Annotated in this window: 19 protein-coding genes; 6 read left to right on the forward strand and 13 right to left on the reverse strand. The window is 67.8% G+C overall.

Features of this window, described 5'->3' with window-relative positions:
* Positions 1-370: 370 nt before the first annotated feature.
* Complete coding sequence (locus tag LGM56_RS12530) at positions 371-1,327, forward strand: mannuronate-specific alginate lyase (RefSeq protein ID WP_226204806.1); 957 nt, start codon at positions 371-373, stop codon at positions 1,325-1,327.
* A gap of 31 nt (positions 1,328-1,358) precedes the next feature.
* On the opposite strand, the gene LGM56_RS12535 is transcribed toward LGM56_RS12530, so the two are convergent.
* Positions 1,359-2,384 (reverse strand): AraC family transcriptional regulator, encoded by a 1,026-nt coding sequence (locus tag LGM56_RS12535; protein ID WP_226204807.1) that lies wholly within the window; start codon positions 2,382-2,384, stop codon positions 1,359-1,361.
* Positions 2,385-2,736: 352 nt separating this feature from the next.
* On the opposite strand from LGM56_RS12535, the gene LGM56_RS12540 reads away from it, so the two are divergent.
* From LGM56_RS12540 to LGM56_RS12560, 5 genes are all read left to right on the forward strand, one after another.
* Complete coding sequence (locus tag LGM56_RS12540; protein ID WP_226204808.1) at positions 2,737-3,984, forward strand: dienelactone hydrolase family protein; 1,248 nt, start codon at positions 2,737-2,739, stop codon at positions 3,982-3,984.
* A 41-nt stretch (positions 3,985-4,025) separates the two neighbouring features.
* Positions 4,026-4,814: an SDR family oxidoreductase gene (locus tag LGM56_RS12545; RefSeq protein ID WP_226204809.1), complete on the forward strand. Its 789-nt coding sequence runs from the start codon at positions 4,026-4,028 to the stop codon at positions 4,812-4,814.
* A 70-nt stretch (positions 4,815-4,884) separates the two neighbouring features.
* Positions 4,885-6,123 (forward strand): styrene monooxygenase/indole monooxygenase family protein, encoded by a 1,239-nt coding sequence (locus LGM56_RS12550; RefSeq protein WP_226204810.1) that lies wholly within the window; start codon positions 4,885-4,887, stop codon positions 6,121-6,123.
* A gap of 5 nt (positions 6,124-6,128) precedes the next feature.
* Positions 6,129-6,656, forward strand: a complete 528-nt coding sequence (locus LGM56_RS12555; protein ID WP_089498727.1) for a flavin reductase family protein — start codon at positions 6,129-6,131, stop codon at positions 6,654-6,656.
* A gap of 36 nt (positions 6,657-6,692) precedes the next feature.
* Entirely contained in the window at positions 6,693-7,649 is a 957-nt protein-coding gene (locus tag LGM56_RS12560) for a transporter (protein WP_226204811.1), read from the forward strand.
* 49 nt (positions 7,650-7,698) lie between these two features.
* On the opposite strand, the gene LGM56_RS12565 is transcribed toward LGM56_RS12560, so the two are convergent.
* From LGM56_RS12565 to LGM56_RS12620, 12 genes are all read right to left on the reverse strand, one after another.
* Positions 7,699-8,673 (reverse strand): hypothetical protein, encoded by a 975-nt coding sequence (locus LGM56_RS12565; protein WP_226204813.1) that lies wholly within the window; start codon positions 8,671-8,673, stop codon positions 7,699-7,701.
* Positions 8,670-9,188 (reverse strand): (2Fe-2S)-binding protein, encoded by a 519-nt coding sequence (locus tag LGM56_RS12570; protein ID WP_089444303.1) that lies wholly within the window; start codon positions 9,186-9,188, stop codon positions 8,670-8,672. Before LGM56_RS12570 ends, LGM56_RS12565 begins: the two co-directional genes overlap by 4 nt.
* Complete coding sequence (locus tag LGM56_RS12575) at positions 9,185-11,920, reverse strand: xanthine dehydrogenase family protein molybdopterin-binding subunit (RefSeq protein ID WP_226204815.1); 2,736 nt, start codon at positions 11,918-11,920, stop codon at positions 9,185-9,187. The genes LGM56_RS12570 and LGM56_RS12575 overlap by 4 nt, the downstream gene beginning before the upstream one ends.
* An 834-nt stretch (positions 11,921-12,754) precedes the next feature.
* Positions 12,755-13,744, reverse strand: a complete 990-nt coding sequence (locus LGM56_RS12580; RefSeq protein WP_226204817.1) for a type II secretion system F family protein — start codon at positions 13,742-13,744, stop codon at positions 12,755-12,757.
* 36 nt (positions 13,745-13,780) lie between these two features.
* Complete coding sequence (locus LGM56_RS12585) at positions 13,781-14,758, reverse strand: type II secretion system F family protein (RefSeq protein ID WP_089498731.1); 978 nt, start codon at positions 14,756-14,758, stop codon at positions 13,781-13,783.
* A gap of 33 nt (positions 14,759-14,791) precedes the next feature.
* On the reverse strand, positions 14,792-16,159 hold the full coding sequence (locus LGM56_RS12590; protein ID WP_089498732.1) for a CpaF family protein: 1,368 nt from the start codon (positions 16,157-16,159) through the stop codon (positions 14,792-14,794).
* A gap of 18 nt (positions 16,160-16,177) precedes the next feature.
* Positions 16,178-17,386 (reverse strand): AAA family ATPase, encoded by a 1,209-nt coding sequence (locus LGM56_RS12595; RefSeq protein ID WP_226204818.1) that lies wholly within the window; start codon positions 17,384-17,386, stop codon positions 16,178-16,180.
* A gap of 22 nt (positions 17,387-17,408) precedes the next feature.
* Positions 17,409-17,852, reverse strand: coding sequence for a TadE/TadG family type IV pilus assembly protein (locus LGM56_RS12600; protein ID WP_089498734.1), 444 nt, complete (start codon positions 17,850-17,852; stop codon positions 17,409-17,411).
* The gene (locus LGM56_RS12605; protein WP_089498735.1) at positions 17,849-18,382 is read right to left on the reverse strand and encodes a TadE/TadG family type IV pilus assembly protein; all 534 of its coding nucleotides are present in this window, start codon (positions 18,380-18,382) and stop codon (positions 17,849-17,851) included. The genes LGM56_RS12600 and LGM56_RS12605 overlap by 4 nt, the downstream gene beginning before the upstream one ends.
* Positions 18,383-18,395: 13 nt before the next feature.
* Positions 18,396-19,667, reverse strand: a complete 1,272-nt coding sequence (locus tag LGM56_RS12610; RefSeq protein ID WP_089498736.1) for a pilus assembly protein TadG-related protein — start codon at positions 19,665-19,667, stop codon at positions 18,396-18,398.
* Between the two features lie 25 nt (positions 19,668-19,692).
* Positions 19,693-19,995, reverse strand: a complete 303-nt coding sequence (locus LGM56_RS12615) for a hypothetical protein (protein ID WP_226204819.1) — start codon at positions 19,993-19,995, stop codon at positions 19,693-19,695.
* Positions 19,996-20,015: 20 nt separating this feature from the next.
* Complete coding sequence (locus LGM56_RS12620) at positions 20,016-21,956, reverse strand: type II and III secretion system protein family protein (RefSeq protein ID WP_226204820.1); 1,941 nt, start codon at positions 21,954-21,956, stop codon at positions 20,016-20,018.
* Positions 21,957-22,047: the final 91 nt, after the last annotated feature.

Consider the following 22,047-nt stretch of genomic DNA (forward strand, 5'->3'; position numbering starts at 1 on the left):
CGATTCGGCCCGATCGCGGCGCGACGCGCCGTCGGCGTCCGCCCTGGGTTGTCTTCTTGGCGATGCAGGTTGCGCGCGAGTCGGCATGCACTGGCCCATGGCGTCGGTCGCGAGCGCAGCGATGATACCGGGCGAATGGGGCGCAGTCTTAAAAAAATGCGTCGTCGGCCGGCGCCAGGCAAGGCGGATGAAAGACGGGGACGCTAGACTGCCTGCGCCACGGGAAGCGGCCGCGGGCTGCACGGCCCGCGCGCGTCACCGGGGTTCGTCGTGCCTTGGCGGCCGCGCGCGTCCTGCATCGCGAGGTTGTCCGCCCCCGGTTCGGCTTCCGTGTTTGCCGCGTCACCGTCACGTCACCACCGAGGACCGTATGCGCCGCCTGTCGACTCGCCCCCTGCTCGCCGCGTGGCTCGCGGTGAGCGCGCTTTGCTGTGCCGTGCCGCCGGCCCGCGCGTGTGACGTCCCGGCGGCCGTCACGACGATCGATCCGCCCGGCTACTATGACGACGCCGCCGGCTATGCGCGCGCGGTCAAGCCGATGCGCGATTTCATTTCACGGCTCAATGCGTCGGCGGACAAGGGTGACTGGTCATGCGCGGTGAGCCTGCTGGAAAGCTGGGCCCAGGCCGACGCGCTGATGGGCCGGATCACCGGTTACCAGGGCAACTACGAGCGCTCCTGGGCCGGCACCGACTTCGCGATGGTGATCCTGCGCATGCCGCGCGACGTGCGCGACGCGAACCGCGCGCGCTTCGACGCGATCGATCCGTGGCTCGAACGCATCGCGATCGCCACCCGCGATGCGCAAGCGATCAACCATCTGCACAACAACCTCGTGTACTGGGCCGGACTCGACCTGATCGCCATCGGCACCGTGACCGGCAACGCGAGCCTCGTCGATTCGGGGCTGCTGCGGGTACGCGAAGGCATCCGCGACATCGGCCCCGACGGTTCTCTTGCACGGGAAGTCAAACGCGGCAACCGCGCGCTGCACTATCACACGTTCGCGCTGCTCCCGCTCGTGTTCGCGGCGGAACTCGTGCAGCGGCGCCATATCGATCTCTATCGGGAAAACGACGGCGCGATCGGCCGCCTGGCGAACCTGGTCATCCATGCGGTCGTCGATCCCGCCAGCTTCACCGCCATCACGCCGGTCAGGCAGGACCTGTTTCCGTGGACGTTCCGCGATGAACTGAGCTGGGTCGAGCCGTACTACGCGCGCTTTCACGACGCGCGGCTGCCGGCGATCATCGCACCGCGCCGCCCGTTCACCGAATGGCGGCTCGGCGGGGACGTGACGGCAGTCTGGGGCGTGCCGCTGCCGTAGCGGGTCGGCGAGCGGGTTGCCGCGCGAGCCGCTACGCGCGCCCGCGCCGCATCCTGAGCGTCGCGGACGGCGACTCGCCGAACGCCCGCTTGTACTCGATCGCGAACCGCCCGAGGTGCGCGAAGCCCCATTTCAGCGCGACGTCCGTCACCGACGCGAGGCCCGGCGGCGCATCGGCCAGCAGTTCCTCGCGCACATGTTGCAACCGCAACTGCCGCACGAAGCCCATCGGCGTGGTGCCGTGGCGATGACGAAAGCCGGCGAACAGCGTGCTCGGGCTGACGCCGGCGAGTTCGGCGAGCCGTTCGATCGTCAGCGGCTCGTCGAGATGCGCGCGGATGTAGTCCTCGACGCGCCGCACGTAGAACGGCGCAATCGCTACCGCCAGGTGCCGCGTGCCGTTGCGCGCGCTGTTCGGGTGGCCGTGCAGCAGCAGGTTGAGCAGCGTCGATTCGAGCTGCTCGAACGCGAGCGGATGACGCAGCGGATGCGCGTCCGTCGCGATCGCGCCGGCGAGGATCGGCAGCATCTGCATCAGACACGCGCCCTGCGACGACGACAGGCTGAATGCCGGCTCGAATTCGACCGGCGCGCGCCGGTCGTCACCGAAATGCCGCTGCGCGTGGCGCTCCATCACTTCGCGCTCGATCCGCAGGATGACTTGCGGACACGCGTCGCCCCAGCGCATCTTCAGCGGCAGCGTCGGCGAGATCAGCGACGCGGTGCCGGGCGACGACACGAAACGCGCCGATCCGCACTCGATCTCCGCGTCGCCGCGCAACGGGATCTGCAACAGGAAGAAGTGCTCGAGCGGGCCGGGTTCGATGCTGACGCCGCCGCCATAATCGAGCAGGTTCAACGACAGGTTGCCCCAACGTGCGTGATGCATGCAGCTGTGCAGCGCGCGCGATTCGCCGGTCGGCGTGAGCCGGTGCGGCTTGAAGACGTCGGCGACGCGTGCGCGCACCTCGTCGACGTCGTTCGACTGCAGCAGCAGGTTGTCGTGATTGAAACAGGCCGTATCCGGCAGCCAGCCCGTTTCGGAAAATTGCGCCATCGAAGTTCTCCCGTCATGCTCGATTGCACCCGCGCCGTGCATGCGTTCCCGGTATGGGGGCATCCGCCGCACGATCCGGATAGCGCCCGGCGTATCCGGACAGTCCGGCCGCCCCAGCACACGAGTCCCGCCCACATGACGCAAGAAGCGGACCGTTCGCGCATCGTAGAAAACTGTGCGGGGCTTCCGCATCCGCACATACCCGCAGTCAGCCGCGCGCCTGCCCATGCGCGGCGGCCGGTGCAACAGGTTTCCGGAATTCGCGGATACCGGCCGAAGAAAGCGGATAGAAGTGCCCATTTCGTCCGCCAATACTGGGCCCGTCGCAGCAAAAACTGGAATGGAGGGACACATGCAAGGACGTCACATCGAGATTCCGTCGCCGGACGGCGGCACGTTTCGCGCATACCTGAGCACGCCGGCCGGCGGCACCGGGCCCGGCATCGTGCTGTGCCACGAGATCTTCGGCGCGAACGCGACGATGCGGGAAGCGGCCGACTACTACGCGGAGGAAGGCTATACGGTGCTCGTGCCCGACCTGTTCTGGCGCCAGGCGCCGGGGATCGAACTCGGTTACTCGGCCGCCGACGTGGAACGCGCGATGGCCCTTTACCGCGAATACGACGAGAACAAGGGTGTCGAGGACATCGGCGCCGCGCTGGACGTGCTCAAGCGGCTGCCCGAATGCACGGGCGAAGCCGGCGTGCTCGGCTACTGTCTCGGCGGCAAGCTCGCGTATCTCGCCGCGTGCCGGCTGCCGGACGTGGCCGCGGCGGTCAGCTACTACGGCGTCGGCATCGAGCACGCGCTCGACGAGGCGTCGCACCTGCACGGCCGGCTCGTGCTGCAGATCGCGGGGCAGGACCGCTTCTGCCCGCCGGACGCGCAGCAGCGCATTGCCGACGCGCTGGCCGGGCGCGACGGCGTCGAAGTGTACGTGTATCCCGGGGTCGATCACGCGTTCGCGCGCGCCGGCGGCGATCATTTCGACAAGGCCGCCGCGAGCATGGCCCATCAGCGCGCGATTGCCGCGTTCCGTGCCGCGCTCGGCCCGCACTACGACCTGTCCACACTGTGGGAAGCGCATCTTCAACACGAATTCGACACGCGCAACGTCGATGCCACGATGGCGACGATGGTCGCCGAACCGTACGTCAACCATATTCCGACGCTGACGGGCGGCGTCGGCTACGACGAGCTCAAGCGCTTCTACACGCATCATTTCGTGCACGCGAATCCGCCGGACACGACGATCACGCCGATCTCGCGCACGGTCGGCGCGAGCCAGATCGTCGACGAGCTGCTGTTCTGCTTCACGCACACCACCGAGATCGACTGGATGCTGCCGGGCGTCGCGCCGACCGGCAAGCGCGTCGAGATTCCGCTCGTCGCGATCGTCAAGTTTCGCGGCGACAAGCTCTATCACGAGCACATCTACTGGGACCAGGCGAGCGTGCTCGTGCAGATCGGCCTGCTCGATCCGGCCGGCCTGCCGGTCGCGGGCGTCGAAACGGCCCGCAAGCTGCTCGACGAAACCGTGCCGTCGAACGGGCTGATGCGCCGCTGGCAGGACAGCGAGCCGTCGTCGGGCACGCATTGACACAACACCTTCCCCCACACAACGATTTCCGGAGACACCCCATGACTGCCCTTGCTGGCAAAGTCGCGATCGTCACCGGCGGCGCCACGCTGATCGGCGCCGCGGTCGCGCAGGACCTGAGCCGCGCCGGTGCGTGCGTCGCGATCCTCGATCTCGATGCGGAGAATGGCGCGCGCGTGGCCGACTCGCTCGGCGAACGGGCGATGTTCGTCGCGCTCGACATCACCGACGATCGCGCGATCGAGCATGCGGTCGCGGCCATCGTCGAGCGGTTCGGCGCGATCGACGTGCTCGTCAACCTCGCGTGCAGCTACGTCGACAACGGCATCCAGGCAACCCGCAACAACTGGCTCGCCGCGATGGACGTCAACGTCGTGTCGGCGGCGATGCTCGCGAAGGCCGTGCATCCACAGATGGTCCGGCGCGGCGGCGGCGCGATCGTGAATTTCAGCTCGATCTCGGCGCAGTGCGCGCAAACCGGCCGCTGGCTGTACCCGACATCCAAGGCGGCGATCCGCCAGCTCACGCGCAGCATGGCGATGGATCTCGCGCCCGACCGCATTCGCGTCAACTCAGTGTCGCCGGGCTGGACGTGGTCGCGCGTGATGGACGAGCTGACGCACGGCGACCGCGCGAAGACCGATCGCGTCGCCGCGCCGTTCCACCTGCTCGGCCGGGTCGGCGATCCGTCCGAGGTCGCGCAGGTCGTGACGTTCCTGTGCAGCGACGCGGCGAGCTTCGTGACCGGCGCCGACTACGCGGTGGATGGCGGCTATGCCGCGATGGGCCCCGAACAGGCGGTGCCGGCCATTCCGCGTCTCGCGGAGTGACCGTTCGTCAGCGCCGCTTCCCGCCACCATTTCGATTCCGGCCGGCATCCGGCCAACCAAGGACATACTCATGAGACGCATCGCCATCGTCGGCGCCGGCCAGTCCGGCCTGCAACTCGCCTTCGCCCTGCTCGACCAGGGTTACCACGTCACGCTCGCGACCAACCGCGACGCCGAGCAGATCCGCACCGGCAAGGTCATGTCGAGCCAGTGCATGTTCCACACGTCATTGCAGATCGAGCGCGATCTCGGCCTGAACGCGTGGGAGGAAGCGTGCCCGTCCGTCGAAGGGATCGGCATCGCGGTGCCGCATCCGGACGGCAACGGCCGCAAGGTGATCGACTGGTCGTCGCGGCTGACGCGCTATGCGCAATCGGTCGACCAGCGCGTGAAGATGGCCGACTGGCTCGACGGCGTGAAGCGCCGGGGCGCGGACGTGCGCATTGCCGACATCGGCGTGCCCGAACTCGAAGAACTGGCGCGCAGCCACGACCTCGTGCTGCTCGCGGCCGGCAAGGGCGAGATCGTCAACCTGCTCGGCCGCGACGCTGCACGCAGCGCGTTCGACCGCCCGCAACGCGCGCTGGCCCTCACCTATGTGAAAGGGATGACGCCGAGCCAGCCGTATTCGCGCGTGCGCTTCAACCTGCTGCCGGGCATCGGCGAGTATTTCGTGTTCCCCGCACTGACCACGTCGGGCCCCTGCGAAATCATGGTGTTCGAAGGCATTCCGGGCGGCCCGCTCGACTGCTGGGCCGACGTGAAGACGCCCGACCAGCATCTGGACCGCAGCCTGTCGTTCCTGCAGCAGTACGTACCGTGGGAATTCGAGCGCTGCCGCGACGTCGAGCTCACCGATCCGAACGGCACGCTCGCCGGACGCTTCACGCCGACGGTGCGCAAGCCGTTCTTCCGGCTGCCGTCGGGCCGCACGGTGTTCGGGATGGCCGATGCGGTGGTCGTCAACGATCCGATCACCGGCCAGGGATCGAACAACGCCGCGAAATGCGCGAAGGCGTATTTCGATGCGATCGTCGCACGCGATGCCGCGCCGTTCGGCGAAGACTGGATGCATCAGACCTTCGAAGGCTACTGGGCGTATGCGCAGCATGTCGTGCGCTGGACCAACTCGCTGCTCACGCCGCCACCGCCGCACATCCTCGAACTGCTCGGTGCGGCCGGCCAGTTGCCGTCGCTCGCCGCGGCGATCGTCGACGGCTTCGACGATCCGCGCCGGTTCTCGCCGTGGTGGTTCGAGCCGTCGGCCTGCGCAGCGATGATCCGCGAACACAGCGCACGCACGGAGTGACCGACATGGAAACGACCGCTACCGATCGCCCGGCGCTCGACCCGCTGCAGTTGCGCGCCGCGTTCGGGCAATTCCCGACCGGCGTGACCGTGATCACCACGTGCGCGGCCGACGGACGCAAGGTGGGCCTCACCGCCAATTCGTTCTCGTCGCTGTCGCTCGATCCGCCGCTCGTGCTGTGGAGCCTGCGCAAGGTCGCGCCGAGCCGCCCGGATTTCGTCGCGGCCACCCATTTCGCGATCAACATCCTCGCGCACGACCAGATCGACCTGTCGCGCCGCTTCGCGACGCCCCGCGCCGACAAGTTCGACGGCGTGCTTCACGTCGATTCGGAAACCGGCGGCGTGCCCTGCCTCGACGGCGCGAGCGCGCGCTTCGTGTGCCGCAACGTCGGCCATTACGAAGGCGGCGATCACCTGCTCTTCATCGGCCAGATCGAACAGTTCGACGCAAACGGCCGTGCGCCGCTGGTGTTCCATGCGGGCCAGTATCGTGCGATCGCCGATCATCCCGATCTTTTTCGTGCCGATTGATTAGTTATACAAATAAACCAACAGGAGGTGGTGAACATGAAACTCGGCTCTCGCGTGCTCGTCGTCGCAGGCCTCACGATCGCCGGCATGGCCGCAAGCGCACCGGCCGCCGCAGCGGACCTGCCGGCGGTCAACCTCGGCATGACCAGCTTCCTCGACGGGATGCCGCCGGCCGGTGCCGGCTGGTACGGCACGCAGTACCTGCAGTACTACACGGCAGGCCGCGTCAACGACAACGCGGGCAACAAGGTCGGGCTGCCGAAGCAGGACATCGACCTGTTCGCGGGGCTGAGCCAGCTCGTCTATCAGTCGCCGCGGACGTTCGCGGGCATGCATCCCGGCCTCGACGTGATCCTGCCGTGGATCGCGGCCGCGCGAACCGACGACGGCATCGGCAACGTCGCGCTGAATGCACGCGCCGGCTTCGGCGACCTGCTGATCGGCCCGTTCATCCAGTTCGACCCGGTGATGGGCGCGCAAGGCCCGCGCTTCGCGCAGCGCGTGGAATTCCAGTTCATCGCGCCGACCGGCGCGTACGATCCGTCGCGCGCGATCAATCCCGGCAGCCATGTCTGGTCGTTCGATCCGTACTGGGCAGCGACGCTGTGGCTCACGCCCAAGTGGACCGTGTCGTGGCGGCTGCATTATCTGTGGAACGCGACCAACCATCAGCCGGCCACGTCGCTCGGCCCGGACGTGACGTCGACGCAGGCCGGCCAGGCGATCCACGCGAACTTCGCGACCGAGTATGAAGTGCGCCCCGGCCTGCGGCTGGGGCTCAACGGCTACTGGCTGCGCCAGACCACCGACATGAAGGAAAACGGGCAGGACGTGCCGGGCACGCGGGAGGCCGTGTTCGCGATCGGCCCGGGGGCGATGGTCAGCTTCTCGCCGCAGGATCATCTGATGTTCAACGCGTACTTCGAGACCTATGCGCGCAACCGGCCGCAGGGCACGCGGATGGTGCTGCGGTATGTGCATCACTTTCAGTGACGGCCGCGAACGGGTGAACGGGCACGACGTTCCGCCGCCCGGCGGCCTCCTACTTCGCCGCCTGCGCCGCGGGCGTAAAGGTGCACATCGGATCGTTCTTGCCCCGCGCCGAACAGCACGCGAGCAGATCGCTCACCGACTTCACGTTGGCCGCGTTCCATTCGTCGCGGCTGCGGTTGTTGTCGATCGGCATCCAGTGCGTCAGCGGATAGCGGCTCGCCAGCTGGTTGCTGCCTTTCGGCGGCGGCAGCAACCCGGCGGCGAGCGGCACGTAGATCTTGCAACTGTTCTGGTCGCCGATCCGGTGGCAGCCGATGCAGGTGTTACCGGGCGTGCTGATCGCGTGCGACGTCCATGACGCGAAGTCGGCCCCGAGATTGACGTACTTGCCCCACGGATCGGTCGGCACGCGGTTCCATACCTGCCCGATCCACGGGCTGTACATGACCGGGCTCGCATCGTGGCACGACACGCAGCGCTTCGTCGCGGTCGCAGCCGGTTTCCACCAGAATTCCGCGGCCGACGGCCGACCGGGCGGCGGGGTCTTCTCGTTCGGCGGCGGCACGCGCGACGCATCCATGCCGCCCGTGCCGCCCTTGTCCGCATGAAACCAGCAGGTCTTGCCGTTGCGCACGTGGTGCAGCACGATGTCGACTTCGTCGTAATACGGGCTGCGGTTCTCGCGGATCTGCTTGCGACGGCAAAACGCCGAGATCTGCGTGTCGCCGTGAGACAGGTCGAGGATCTTCGAGTAAGGCGTGCATTGCCCGGAGGTCGGCGCGTCGTACGGCAACAGCGCCGGGCGATCGCAGGTCATGTGAGCCGCGTACCGCGCGGGCACGCTGCCGTTGACGGTGATCGGCACGTCCGTCCCGCTGTTGCAGTCGAACGCGGGAATCTCGCCGATTTCGTCGGTGCACTGCTGCGCGTATTCGTGCAGGGAGGCATCGGCGCCTTCCGCGGCAAACGGGGCGGGCGCGGCCAGCAGCAGCGCCAGCGCCGCGATGCAGGTCCTGATCGTCATGCCGCCTCCTTCGTGTAGCGCATCGCCACCTTGCGGATGGCCTCGATGTATTTGACGTAGCCGGTGCATCGGCACACGTTGCCGCCCACCCACGTCTCGATCATCGCGTCCAGCTCGGCGGCGGGCACCGGCTGCGCGCGCAGATGATCGAGCATCGCGGTCGCGGCCATCAGGAATCCCGACGCGCAGTAGCCGCACTGGAACGCGAACGATTCGAGAAAGCTCTGCTGCAGCGGCGACAGCGTGCCGTCCTGCGCGAGCCCTTCGATCGTGTACACGTGCATGCCGGCCATCGCGCTGACCGGCGTCGAGCACGACAGCGTCTTTTCCATCGGCGCATCGGGCGTGTTGCGCACGCCGACCGTGCACGCCCGGCACACGCCGATGCCGCAGCACAGCTTCGTGCCGGTCAGGTCCTGTCGTTCATGCAGGAAGTCGATGAGGTTCATGTCGGCGTCGGCGGCGGGGGCCTCGACGGGCTGGCCGTTCACGACCATGCGGACCGGATCGCTCATTGCAGTGCCTCCCGAATCTTGTCCGGCGTGACCGGCGTGACCCTGAACCGCTTCCCGGTCGCCATCGCCAGCGCATTGAGCAGCGCCGGCGCGATCGGGCACATCACCGCTTCCGCGATACCGCGCGCATTCGCGGGATCGTTGCCGGGCGGCGGCAGCGCGATCAGCTCCTGCTCGGGAATGTCGGGCAGGCGCGTCACCTCGTAGCGGTCGAGGTTCCATCGGCCGCCACCCGGGCCGTCCGGGCCGAGCGGGCACGTCTCGGTCAGCACGTTGCCGATCCCCATCGCGACCGCGCCCTGCGACTGTCCTTCGACGAGCTCCGGCGACAGTTGCCGCCCGACGCTCACCGCCGACACCACGCGCTCGACCTTCACGCGCCCGTTCGCCGGATCGACGGACACGCCGACGAGCGACGCCGATGGCGCGTAGGTCGTGCGTCCGTAGAGGGTCGTGTCGACCGGCGGCGCCAGCAGCGTGCGGTACAGCGGCGTCAGGAAGTAGGGATCGAGGCCGACCGCCACGTAGTCGTAGTCGATTTGCGCACTGCCGGACGCGAACGGATAGGTGCCCTTCCAGAAGTAGCCGGCATAGCTCGCATGCACGGCCGCCACCGTCTGCAGGCCCAGCTTCGTGATGGTGCCGAGCAGCGCCGGCCACGAAATCGGCGCGAGGCCGTTCGCGACGAGCGCACCATTGGCCCAGCGCACGTCCTCCGCCCGCACGGGCACGCCCCACCACGCACGGGCAGCCGGCAGCACGCTTTGCAGGAACAATGCCTGGGCCGCCCCCTTCACCGCGTGGTACTGATGGAATGCGCCGAGACAGGCGCTCGACGAACCGTACGTGTAGCGCACCGTCTTCGGATTGGCCGACGGGTTGCTCGAACGCGTGAGCCCGAGCGCATTGAACGGCCCGATCTCGCTCATGGCGATCGTCTGCGCGTTCTGCCCGAGAAATTCGGACGGTGCGAGCCCCAGCGTCGTGGCCGCGCCGTTACCCATGTCGGTGTACGGCGTGACCACGCGCAGCCGGCTGTCGGGCAGGATCTGCACCATCCCGAACATGCCGTCGCCGGAGGTGCCGTAGGCCTCGTTCGCCATCGCGAGTCCCACGCCGTAACGGAGATGACGCGCACCGCGTTCCGCGCGGGTGCGCTCGCGCTCGCGCCACAGCGGGTGCTGTTCGAGCCGGTCGAGCAGCGCGTCGAGCTGCAGGTCGAACAGGATCGGTGCACCCGTGATCGCGCGCCCCTTGCCGAGCCCGGGCGTGCCGCCGAGAAAATTGGCGCGACGGATCGCGAACGGCGACAGCCCGAGCCGGCGCGCGGCCTCGTCCATCAGCGTCTCGACGGCCATGAACGCCTGCGGGCCGCCGAAGCCGCGCTGCGATCCGCCGAACACTTCCCGCGTGTAAGTCGAGGCCGCCTGCGCGCGTGCGCGCGGAATCTCGTAGCAGCTCATCGCGCTCAGCGCGGCGAGCTGCGCGACGTACGGCGACAGGTTCTTCTTGCCGCCGCCGTTCATCAGGAAATCGCACGTGATCGCTTCGAGCTTGCCGCGCCGGTTGAACCACAGCGATTCGGAAAACTGCGTCTCGCAGCGCTTCAACCCGACCTGGAACTGCTCGTAGCGCGACTGTTGCCAGCGTAGCGCGCCCTTCGCGAACGGCGCCGCGAGCGCGAGATAGAGCGGGAAATAGGACTTGTCGCGCCCGCCGAAGCCGCCGCCCGGATAGCATGCGATGACGTGGGCCTCCTTGACCGCGACGTCGCTACCCTGGAACAGCCCGAGCGCGCCGGTCGCATCGTCGTTCGCCGACTGCGTACCGAGCACGAGGCTCATTTTCGCGCTGGACGCGTCGTACCATGCGAGCCCCGCTTCCGGTTCCATGAACATCGGGTCCATCGCCGGCGTCTCGAATCCTTCGTTGCCGGTCGCGCGCACGCCGATCCACGCGCCGGCGGCCGCGTTGCGGGCGATCGTCGCGTCGATGTTGGCGACCGCCTCCTCGCGTTGCTTCAGGTATTCGGCGGTCGGCTTGCCGCTGCTGTCGGTCTGGTAGTTGTCGACGTAGTTGAAGCCGCGTTCGTCGTCACGCACGTAGATCGTCACGGGGGAAAACGGCACGGCCTGCGCGGCCGTCGGGCGCGTGACCAGCGCGCCGTAACGGATCACGCCGCGGTTGAAATCGAGCAGCTTCTTCGCGCGACGATAGACATCGAAGTTCTCGAACACCAGCAGCGCGGCCGGTTGTCCGTAGCAATCCGCCGGGTGGCCGGTGCGCGCAAGCCAGTAGATGTCCTGGTTCGCGATCGGGTCGGCCTCGGGGGCCAGCGGAATCCGTCGCGCGCTCAGCAGCGCGTTGTCGACGACGGCGATCGGCCGCAATTCGGCCGGCAGCACCCCGAGGTCATAGCCTTCGTACACGGCGTCGACCCGATCGCACCGCAACGCATAGAGCCAGTTCTCCTGCTGCGGCCAGCCGACGAAGTCGCGCGACTTGAAGTCGCGTGCGTAGATCTTCTGGCCCGTGACTTTCGGGATGCCGTCGATGCGCCAGCGCGCCTTGCCGGGCACCGGCGCCCAGCCCGGCCCGGCCGCGTCGTCGCCTGCCTGCCCGGCGGCGCCGAGCGCCAGCGCCGGCAAATGGGTGATCGAGATCGCGACGAGCGCGCCGCTCCCGGCCAGCTTCAGAAACGTCCGGCGTGTCACAGGCACATCGATGGCCATGCTGGGTCCCTCGTTCGAATGGTCGTGCCGTCACGGCCGACGCGCGACGCGACGCCGGCCGGGTGCGGGCCGCTTCGCGTGTGCTTCGTCGTGCGGGATGTCGGTGCGGAAACGGTCTTGCGGACGCGGTCGCGTGCCGGTGGTCAGGAATCGGGGGGAAGCGGACCGGGGAACGTGCGCGGCGGATTCGCGCGGGCGCCGCGGGCCCGTGGATGTCTGCTGGATGAAGCGTCAGGCCGCCTGCTTGCCATTGCTTGCTCGTTCATGTTTCCCCCGGCCTTGATCGTGCGTGACTGGCCTGTTTTCCGTATTGTCGGGCCGTCTCTTGATTTTCAAGTGTTGTTGTTCGGTATTGCCGGCACGTGCAACGTTTGCGTCGTCAGTACCGCGATGCAGACATGATTTCCAATAATGTAGAAATTCGGGCCGGGTATTTCAAGGAGATTTTCGGATGGCGCGCAGCGGTGCGCAAAAGAACGAACGAGAAGCCATTGCAATGAACGACGGAGTCAACAATCCCGCGGATCATTGCCGTCTTTCAATATCAGGCGCAGCATCGCCGTGCCGTTTCATTCGAACGCACAACGCGATGCCGGCAAACTTCGCCGGCATTCAGGTTAGCAGTAGGGGGCAGCCGCTGAGGCGGTGGACTACGGCTCGTTCCATGGCCGACCATGGATCCAGGATGCCTTGACGCCGCTATGGTCAACCTGTCTCGCGGCGCCGCCTGGGGAGGGAGCCTCCATGAAGCCTTCTACCGTGCCGGCCGGCGGGGGTGGTCATCCGGCACGCAACACCTTGATCGACGCAACCGGCGCAACGCCGCTGCGTCACTCACTGCCCGATGCCCACGAACGTCGGCAGCAGCACGCGATAGACGTGGATCATCGCCGGCCCGAGCAGCACCATCATCAGTGCGGGGAAAATGCAGAAGATCAGCGGAAACAGCAGCTTCAGCGCGATCTTCGCGGCCCGCTCTTCCGCGCGCATCCGCCGCCGCGTGCGCAGCAGGTCGGACAGCACGCGCAGCGATTCGCTGATGCTCGTGCCGAAGCGGTCGGCCTGGATCAGCATCGCGCAGAACGACTCGATGTCCTCCACGCCGGTACGCAGCGCGAGATTGCGCAGCGCCGTCTCCTTCGTGAAGCCGGAGCGCATCTCGAGCAGCAGCAGGTCGAGTTCGCTCGCGACCACCTCGCTGCTGAACCGCAGTTCCTCGCTCACCTTCATCAGCGCCGCATCGAGCCCGAGCCCCGCTTCGACGCACACCGTCAGCAGGTCGAGCGCGTCCGGGAAATCCTCGAAGATCTTGCGCTGGCGCACCTTGACCCGCTGCGACATCACGATGTTCGGAATGTAGTAGCCGATCCCGGCGAGCGCGACGAGGATCGCCGACAGGATCACGCGTTCGTCGCCGAGCGACGTCGGGATCAGCACCAGCAGCGCCGCGCACGGCAGCCCGAGCGCGAGCGCCGTCTTCGCGGTGAAATACAGCGCGGCCGCGCTCTGGTTGCGCCAGCCGGCATTCATGAGCCGGATGCGCAGCGGCGAATTCTCCCAGCCGTCCTTCGGCACCGACAGCTTCGAGATCGGCGTGGACAGCTCGACCAGCTTCGCGACCCAGCGCGACGCCAGGTCGTCGCCGTCGCCCGCGCCCGCCGCGCCGGCCACGCCAGCCGCGCCCGCCCCGGCCCCGCCGGCCTGCTGGACCCGGCGCTGGATGCTGCGCGGTGCGAACAGCAGCATCGCGACGAGCGCGCCGCCGGCCACGAAGAGGAACAAGCCGCCCAGCATCACGGCCTGGACTACGCTCAGGTTTTGCATGACAGCCTCGCAACGGTTCGTTATACGGCTCGCGCGTCAGACGCGAATGCGGACGATACGGCGGATCCAGATCAGCCCGAACAGCATCGACACCAGCATCGTGCCGACCATCCGGATCCCCGCCGGGTCCTCCCAGAGCACGGACAGGAATTCGCGGTTCAGCAGCGCCATCACCGCGGCGGTGCCGAACGGCAGCAGCCCGAGAATCCACGCCGACAGCCGCCCTTCCGCCGACAGCACGCGCACCTTGTCGAACAGCTTGAAGCGCTCGCGGATCAGCGCGGCGATGCTGTCGAGCAGCTCGGCCAGGTTGCCGCCCGTCTCGCGCTGGATCAGCACCGCGATCACGAAGTAGCGCAGGTCCTGCACCGGCACGCGCGTGACGAGGTTCAGCAGTGCGTCGTGCAGCGACACGCCGTAGTTGACCTCGTCGAACGTGACGCGGAACTCGCCGCCCATCGGCTCGGGAAACTCGTCGCCGACCATCCCGAGCGTGCTCGTGAACGAGTGGCCGGACCGCAGCGCGCGCGCGATCATGTCGCAGATGTCCGGCAACTGCCGCTCGAGCTTGCGCATCCGCTTCCCGCGGCAGCGCATCACGTACATCATCGGCAGGCATCCGGCGAACAGCGCGACCGGCAGCGCGGCGAGCTGCGGCAACGTCGCGAAGCTCAGCGCCAGCCACGCGAACGCCGCGAACACCGTGCTGAGCATGATCAGCTTCGGCAGCGTCCAGTCGAGGCCCGACTGCTGGATCACGAGATCGAGCCGATGCACGCGCGGCATGCGCAGCAGCAGCCGGTCGAACGGCTTCGATTCGTCGAGCATCCGCTTCTTCAGGATCGACAGCCGTTCCTGCTGCACGTTGCCGCCGGCCGACATCGCCCGGATGCGCGATTCGATCCGGCGCGCGGCCGCGCCATGCCGCGCGTTCCACCATTGATAACCGCCTTCGATCGCGAGGACCACCGCGACGAAGGTGAGAATCACAAAACCGTAAAAGATCGTGTTCATGAAGCCTCCCCGGCAGCGAACGGCGCCCTGTCGTCAGTTCGTCTCGTACCGCTGAGACGGGTCGTACAGCGAATCCGGCAGGTTGATGCCGAACGCCTGCAGCCGCTCGACGAACTTCGGCCGCACGCCCGTCGCGCAGAAGTGGCCGCGTACCGAACCGTCGCGGTCCACGCCCGTGCGCTTGAACGTGAAGATCTCCTGCATGTTGATGATGTCGCCCTCCATCCCGGTGAGCTCCTGGATGCTGACGATCTTGCGCCTGCCGTCGGTCAGCCGCGCGGCCTGCACGACCACCGAGATCGCCGATGTGATCTGCTGGCGCATCGTCTTCGGCGGCAGCGTCAGGCCGGAGACGCTGACCATGTTCTCGAGCCGCGTCAGCGCGTCGCGCGGGGTGTTCGCGTGGATCGTCGCGAGCGAGCCTTCGTGGCCCGTGTTCATCGCGTTGAGCATGTCGAGCGCTTCGGCGCCGCGCACTTCGCCGAGGATGATCCGGTCCGGGCGCATCCGCAGCGCGTTGCGCACCAGCGTGCGCTGCGTGATCTCGCCCTTGCCTTCGATATTCGGCGGGCGGGTTTCGAGCCGCAGCACGTGCGGCTGCTGCAGTTGCAGTTCGGCGGCATCCTCGATCGTCACGATCCGCTCGTTGCGCGGAATGAAGCCGGACAGGATGTTGAGCAGCGTCGTCTTGCCGCTGCCGGTGCCGCCCGACACCAGCACGTTCACCTTCGCGCGCGACAGCGCGTCGAGCAGCTCGGCCATCGGCGGCGTCAGGCTGTGGTAGCGCACGAGGTCGTCCATCTTCAGCGGATTGACCGCGAAACGCCGGATCGACATCAGCGGCCCGTCGATCGCGGACGGCGGGATGATCGCGTTCACGCGCGAGCCGTCGGGCAGCCGCGCGTCGACCATCGGGCTCGATTCGTCGATGCGGCGCCCGACGCGCGACACGATCTTCTCGATCACCTTCATCAGGTGCGCGTCGTCGTAGAACGTCACGTCGGTCAGTTCGAGCTGGCCGAAGCGCTCGACATAGACCTGCCGGTACGTGTTCACGAGGATGTCGGAAATGCTCGGGTCGCGCAGCAGCGCTTCGAGCGGGCCGAAACCGAACATCTCGTCGTACACGTCGATCGCGAGCTGCCGCCGCTCGATGTCGTTCGCCGGCAGCCGCTCCTCGTCGAGGATGCGCGTGATCAGCAGGCCGATCTCCATGCGGACCGATTCCTGCGGCATCCGCGACAGGCGCTCGAGCTCGACACGTTCGAGCACGGCCAGGTGAATTTCGCGGCGCAGCTTCTGGTATGCGTCGCGCACCGACGAATGGGCCGGGCCGGCCGGTTCGCTGCCCGTCGCCAGCGGCTGGGCCCGTTGCAAGGACATCTGTTCGCGCAATGACATGATGGTTCCCCGAAAGATTTACATGGACTTGAGCTTCGGCGTGGCCTTGCGGCCGAACAGCCGGGACATCAGCGGTTCGCTGTGCGTCGCGCCGTGCCCCGCCCGCACCTCCCCTTCGACGAGTTGCTTCGCATACCCTTGCAACGCACGGACGACCCCCGTGCCGCGCGCGACCCGCGACACCGGATGGCCCTGGTTGATCGCTTCGAGCACGGTGTCGGCATCGTCGGGAATCGTGCAGGCCGCGTGCAGGCCGAGCACTTCCTCGAGCGCCGTGCGGGTGCGGTCGCTCGCGCGCGTCGCGCGGTTCACGATCAGCCGCATCTGGTCGGCCGAGTAGCCGAGCGACACGAGGATCTCCAGCAGCCGGCGCCCGGCCCGCACGTGCGGCATCGCGGGCTGCAGCACGAGCGCGATCTGGTCGCTGCGATCCAGCGCGACCATCGACAGCGGATTGATGCAGACGCCGACGTCGAAGATCACGTAGTCGTAACGCGGCGCGGCGACGCCCAGGATCCATTCGAGCGCGTCCTCGCGCATCTCGGCGGCCTTGACCGGGTCGCCGGCGCCCGCGAGCACGTGGAAGTTTTCCGTCACGTGCGCGACGCTCGCGTCGAGGAACGCGCTGTCGAGCCGTTCGATCTGCGCGCACAGCTGCGGCAGCGTCGACGGCGGGGTTTCGTCGCTGACGAGGAACGCCGCGTCGGCGAACTGCTGGTTCAGGTCGATCAGCAGCACGCGGCGCTTGAAGCCTTCCGCGATCTCGAACGCGAGGTTGCTGGCCGCGAAGCTCGTGCCGGCCCCGCCCTTGCACGACATGAACGACACGATCCGCGTGTCGTCGGTGTCGCGCCGCGTGCTTTGCGCGGCGGCCCGTTCGAGCGCGTGGCCGAGCGCCTGCGGGTCGAGCGGCCACTGCAGCACGTCGCGGGCGCCCGCACGCATCGCGTCGAGCAGCACGTGCGGCGAGGTGTCCGCCGTCACGAGAATGCAGGTCAGGCTCGCGTGCGCGCGGCAGATCCGTTCGATCGCCGACAGCTCGGACGGGTCGAGCGACGTGCCGTCGACCAGCAGGATGTCGAACGCGTCGAGCCCGTCGGTGCGATGTTCGATCTGCGACGGGCGGCCGGTCGCGCGTGTCGCGCGATAGTGTCCGCAGTCGGCCACGAGGCGCGCGATCTGCGTGAGTCGCGCGGTGTCGTCGGAAGCTACGAGGATGTTGATCATGTCGTGTGCCTCGCCTGTTCGATCAATTGCAGTTGGCGCCGCCGGTCGCGGAAGTCAGGCTTTCGCGCGGCAGTGTCGTCGTGAACGGCGGCATCGTCACCGTGATGTTCACGAACGGGATCATCGTCTTGACGGTGACGTTCGTGACGCTGACCGTCACGAACGCGCACGAATTCACGTCACAGCTCGCGGGCGAGTAGTTCACCGACACGTTCGCGGCCTGCAGCAGCGGCAGCAGCGATCTCACCCGCTTCACGACGCCGGCCGCATTCACGTCGCACACCACCGCCGTGCGCGCGCCCAGGCGCACGGCTTCGCTCGCCGTGCCCCAGTAGAACAGCACGCGGCCGAACTCGAAGATGCCGATCAGCAGCATGATCAGGATCCACGCGATCAGCGCGAACTCGACGATCGCCGAGCCGCGCTGGGCACGCCGGCGTGACGGGGGGGCATGGCGCGCGTTCATGACACTTGCCTCATCACGGTGACGATGTTGTTGAAGGTGATCGACGGCAGCCCCGGGAACGCGGGGATCGGCTGGTACTTGTAGCCCGTGATCTTCACTTCGACGACGTTGATCGCGCCCGTCGCGGTGCCGCCCGACGCATTGTTGTTCGAGTCGTAGGTCGGCAGGTTCGCGAACTGCGACGGGTCGGACGTGTCGCTGCAGCCGGTCGTGCGCTGCGCGTCGCAGATCGTCACCATCGACGTCTTGAGCCCCGGCACCAGCTCGGTGCCGGAAGCCCCGCACGTCGTGCTGCCGTAGACGACGAGGCACTGCGCCTGCGAGGCCGGATACGCGCTGTCGGTCGGCAACCAGACCGACAGGTAGCGCGCCGCGTCGCGCGTCGCCTTGGTCAGCGTCTCGAACTGGTAGATCGCGCGGCCGAACTCGGCCACGCCGGTCGCGAGCATGATCATCGGCATCAGCACGAGCGCGAACTCGACGGCGACGGCGCCGCGGGTGCGCGAACGGCGAAACGGGGGCTTTTTCATGATCCGCTCTCCGCTATTGAACGAGCATCGGGACCTGGGTCCCAGACGCGCTGCCGCTGCCCGGCAAGCCGTGCGTCGCGCACGGACTGTTGCCGGAGACCGACGAGCCGAGGTATTCGAGGTGCGCGACGATTCCGCCTTTTCCTGGACTGAACGGCACCGGGTCGAGCATCAGCACGCAATCCCATTGCGTGACGTGCACCTTGCCGCTGCTCCCCTTCAGCGTCGAACAGTCGCCCTCCGGTGCGAGCGCGACGCGGCGGTCGCCGCCGAAGGTCTGGTAGTTGCTGGCCGTCGCCGTCCCGCTGGTGGCGATCCCGCTGCCCGAAGGCGGCGCGCCGTCGCCCTGGTAGGACTTGAAGGCTGCGCGGTCGGCGACGAACTGCGTGTACGCGTCGCCCTTGATGCCTGCCGTTCCGGGCGGCCCGTAGTTCGGGCCGACATACGCGTAGCCGGTGAAGTCGGGCTGGCCGCTCGAACCGTTCGCGCCATTCGTATAGATGCCGAAGCGCGTGTTCCAGGCACGCAACGATGCCGACTTCAGGCCCGTTGAACCGAGGTCCGGCGGGCTCGTGATGTTGCAGGTGTTGCTCGACAGCTCGCTGGCGATGGTCGGTTCATTCGTCGAGCCGTCGAGCGCCGCCCAGCCGAAGTTGCCCGGCCCGTAGGTCGTCGACGAACCGGACAGCGACGAGATCCAGTCGCCGACCTTGTAGGCCGGATCGGACGGGCCGCGGCACACGAACACCGGAATCGCGCAGGTCGTCTGCCCGCCGCCGACGGTGGCGATCGCGCTGGCCGACACTTCCGCCGCGTTCGCGAGCTTCGTGCCTGGCAGCACGTTCAGTATCTCGATGAACCAGTGCGCGATGTTGCTCAACGTGGCGGTGCACTGCACGTACTTGATGTTCGCCGGCGTCGTGACCGAGTTCTTCGTGAGGAACGCGTTGGACAGCGAGTCGCTGAACGTGACGTTCGCGTTCGTCGACATCTGCACCGACTTGTTCTGGAAGAACACGAAGTTCAGGTGGCCGGCGGCGATGCCGTCCGCCTCGGCCACCGACAGGCTGATGGCCGAAGTCAGGTCACGCGCAGCCGACAGCGCGCAGGCATCGGCGCTGTTCTGCAGTTCGCTGCGCGTGACGTACAGCTTGCCGAGATCCAGCGCGAGGCCGACGAACCCGATCATCACCGCCAGTGCGAGACCGACGATGATCGCGACGGCACCGCGCTGGCGATGCAGGCTGCGACGCATGACTTTCGGATGGCGAGCTGCGCTGTTCATGGCGTTCTCCCTGAGCGTGCCGTCGTTACTGGGTGGACTTGCCGATGCCGATCACGAACGCATTGGCGGGCGGCACGGTTTGCTTGAACGACTTGTCGTAGTTGTCGAGCGCGGCCGCGGCGGCAGCGCCGTCGACCCCCGGCGCCGACACCGAGGCCGCGTGTTCGGCGGCATGCGGGTCGATGATCTGGGCCTGGGTCACGGCGCGGACCGAATCGCCGAAACGGGTGTCCCACACCGGGGTCGAGGACATGCAGCCGGCAAGCGCGAACGCGAGCGGTGCGGCGAGCGCCACGCGGCGCATGATGACGAGGTAGGCGGATTTCATGAGCGTCCCCTTGGATGGCTTCAACGATCGGTGGATTCGGGTGCCGCGCTCACGCGCACGACCTGCTGCGCATGAACCGCCGCCGGTGTCCGGCGCTTCGGCTGCCCCGTGGGCTGGGCCGGCGTGTCGGAACCGGCTGCCGCAAGACGGGCGGCGGCGGCTTCGATACGCGCGATGCGGGCCGCGTTGTCGGGTTCGTGCTGCGGGACGGCGGCGGCAACCGGTGCAGGCGTCTTCTGCGGCTCGGCCGGCGCCGGCGGCTGCGCGTCCGTCCCCTGCGGCACGCGCGGTGCGGGCAGCGCGGCGGCCGGGCCGGCGGGCGCTTCCGATTGCGGTGCCGGTGCCGGTGCCGGTGCGGGGGCCGGTGCCTGGGCCGGGGTCTGCGGTGAGGCCGCCGCGCCGTTCGCCGGTTGAGCACCGTGCTTGCGGAGGCCACCGCGGCCTTCCATGTTGCCCGTCGCATACACGTCGATTTCGTTCGGCTTCGTGAAGCTGTCGGTCGGCAGCGGCACGTCGGCGGTCTGCAGCGGCTTCACCAGGTGCGGCGTGATCACGAAGATCAACTCGGTGCGGTCCTGCTGGAACGAGGTACTGCGGAGCAGCGCGCCGAGCACGGGAATTTCGCCGACACCCGGGAGCGCCTTCAACGCGCCGGTCCCGTTGTCCTTGATCAGCCCGCCGATCGCGAACGTTTCGCCGTCGCCCATCTGCACCGTCGTCGATGCACGCCGCGTCGTGATCAGCGGCAGGATCGACGTGCCGCCGATGTTGGACGCGCTCAGCGTGACGCCCGTCTGCGACAGCTCCGACACTTCCGGCGCAACCTTCAGGCTGATCCGGCCATTGCCCAGCACGGTCGGCGTGAACTTCAGCGCGACGCCGAATTCCTCTTCCTGCAGCGTGATCGACGAGACGCCGTTGCTGCCGCTCTGCGGGATCGGGATGAAGATCTTGCCGCCGGCGAGGAACGTCGCTTCCTGGCCGCTGATCGTCACGAGATTCGGCTCCGCGAGGATCTTGACCAGGTTGTCGGTGTTCTGCGCATCGGCCGCGAGGTTGAACGGCCTGTTGTTCGCCTTGCTGAAGGCGATGCCGGTCGCGACGCCCGCGAGCAGGTTGCTGACCAGCGCGCCGCTCCACGAACCGAAGCCGCCCTGGATGTTGAGCGCGCTGCCCATCTGGTTGATCAGCGTCTTCGACACCTCGGCCACCTTCACCTCGAGCATCACCTGCTGCGGCGACGTGACGTTCAGCATGTTGAGCACCCCGCCCGCCTTGCCGCCGCTCGCCGGATCGCCCGCGCTGTCGCCGTACGCCCGGGCGATCTGCATGGCCTGCTGCGCGGCCATCGAGCTCGACACGGTGCCGGCCAGCACGATCGTGCCGGCGGCGGTCGACACATGGATGTCGCGCTCGCTCGGCATCAGCTGCATCAGCGACGCCTGCAGGCCGCCGGCATCCGCGCCGACCGCGACGTCGATCACGCGGCATGCCCCGCTCTTGCCCTGCACGATCATGTTGGTCGTGCCGACCGCGAGCCCGAGGATGTACAGCGTCTGCGGCGACACCATCGTGGCCTGCGCGACGGCCGGATTGCCGATCGTCCGATTACGGACCGGCTCCGGCATCGGCACCAGCAGCGACTTGCCGAGCGGCACGCTGACGCTGGTCGATTCGCGCACCGCGCCGACGCAGTTCGGTCCGCGCAGCGGCCCCGCCGCCGCCGCGGGCGCGGCGGCCGCCACCGGCGCCATGCTGATCGTCATCTGCATCGGCCCCTTGCCGACCGCGGCCGGCGCGCTGGCGCCGCCCTTGGTCAGCGCGGCCGACTCGACGCCTTCCTGCGCGAGTGCGCCATAAACGGTCAGCCATCCTGAACAGAGGATCGCGGCCATCATCGTGCCCCGTGCGACGCGTGTCTGCAGCGGGCCGGTACCTGTGCGTTGCGGTTTGATCTTCATTTCGTCTGATCCCCCGAGAGACCGGCGTCGCGCCGGTTATCGACTTCCAGGGCCGCCGCGCGTTGCCGGCGGCCGTTTATGTGACTTCAAA

Origin of the sequence: Burkholderia sp. AU38729, assembly GCF_020419725.1 — a bacterium.
In the GTDB taxonomy this organism is placed as follows: Bacteria; Pseudomonadota; Gammaproteobacteria; order Burkholderiales; family Burkholderiaceae; genus Burkholderia.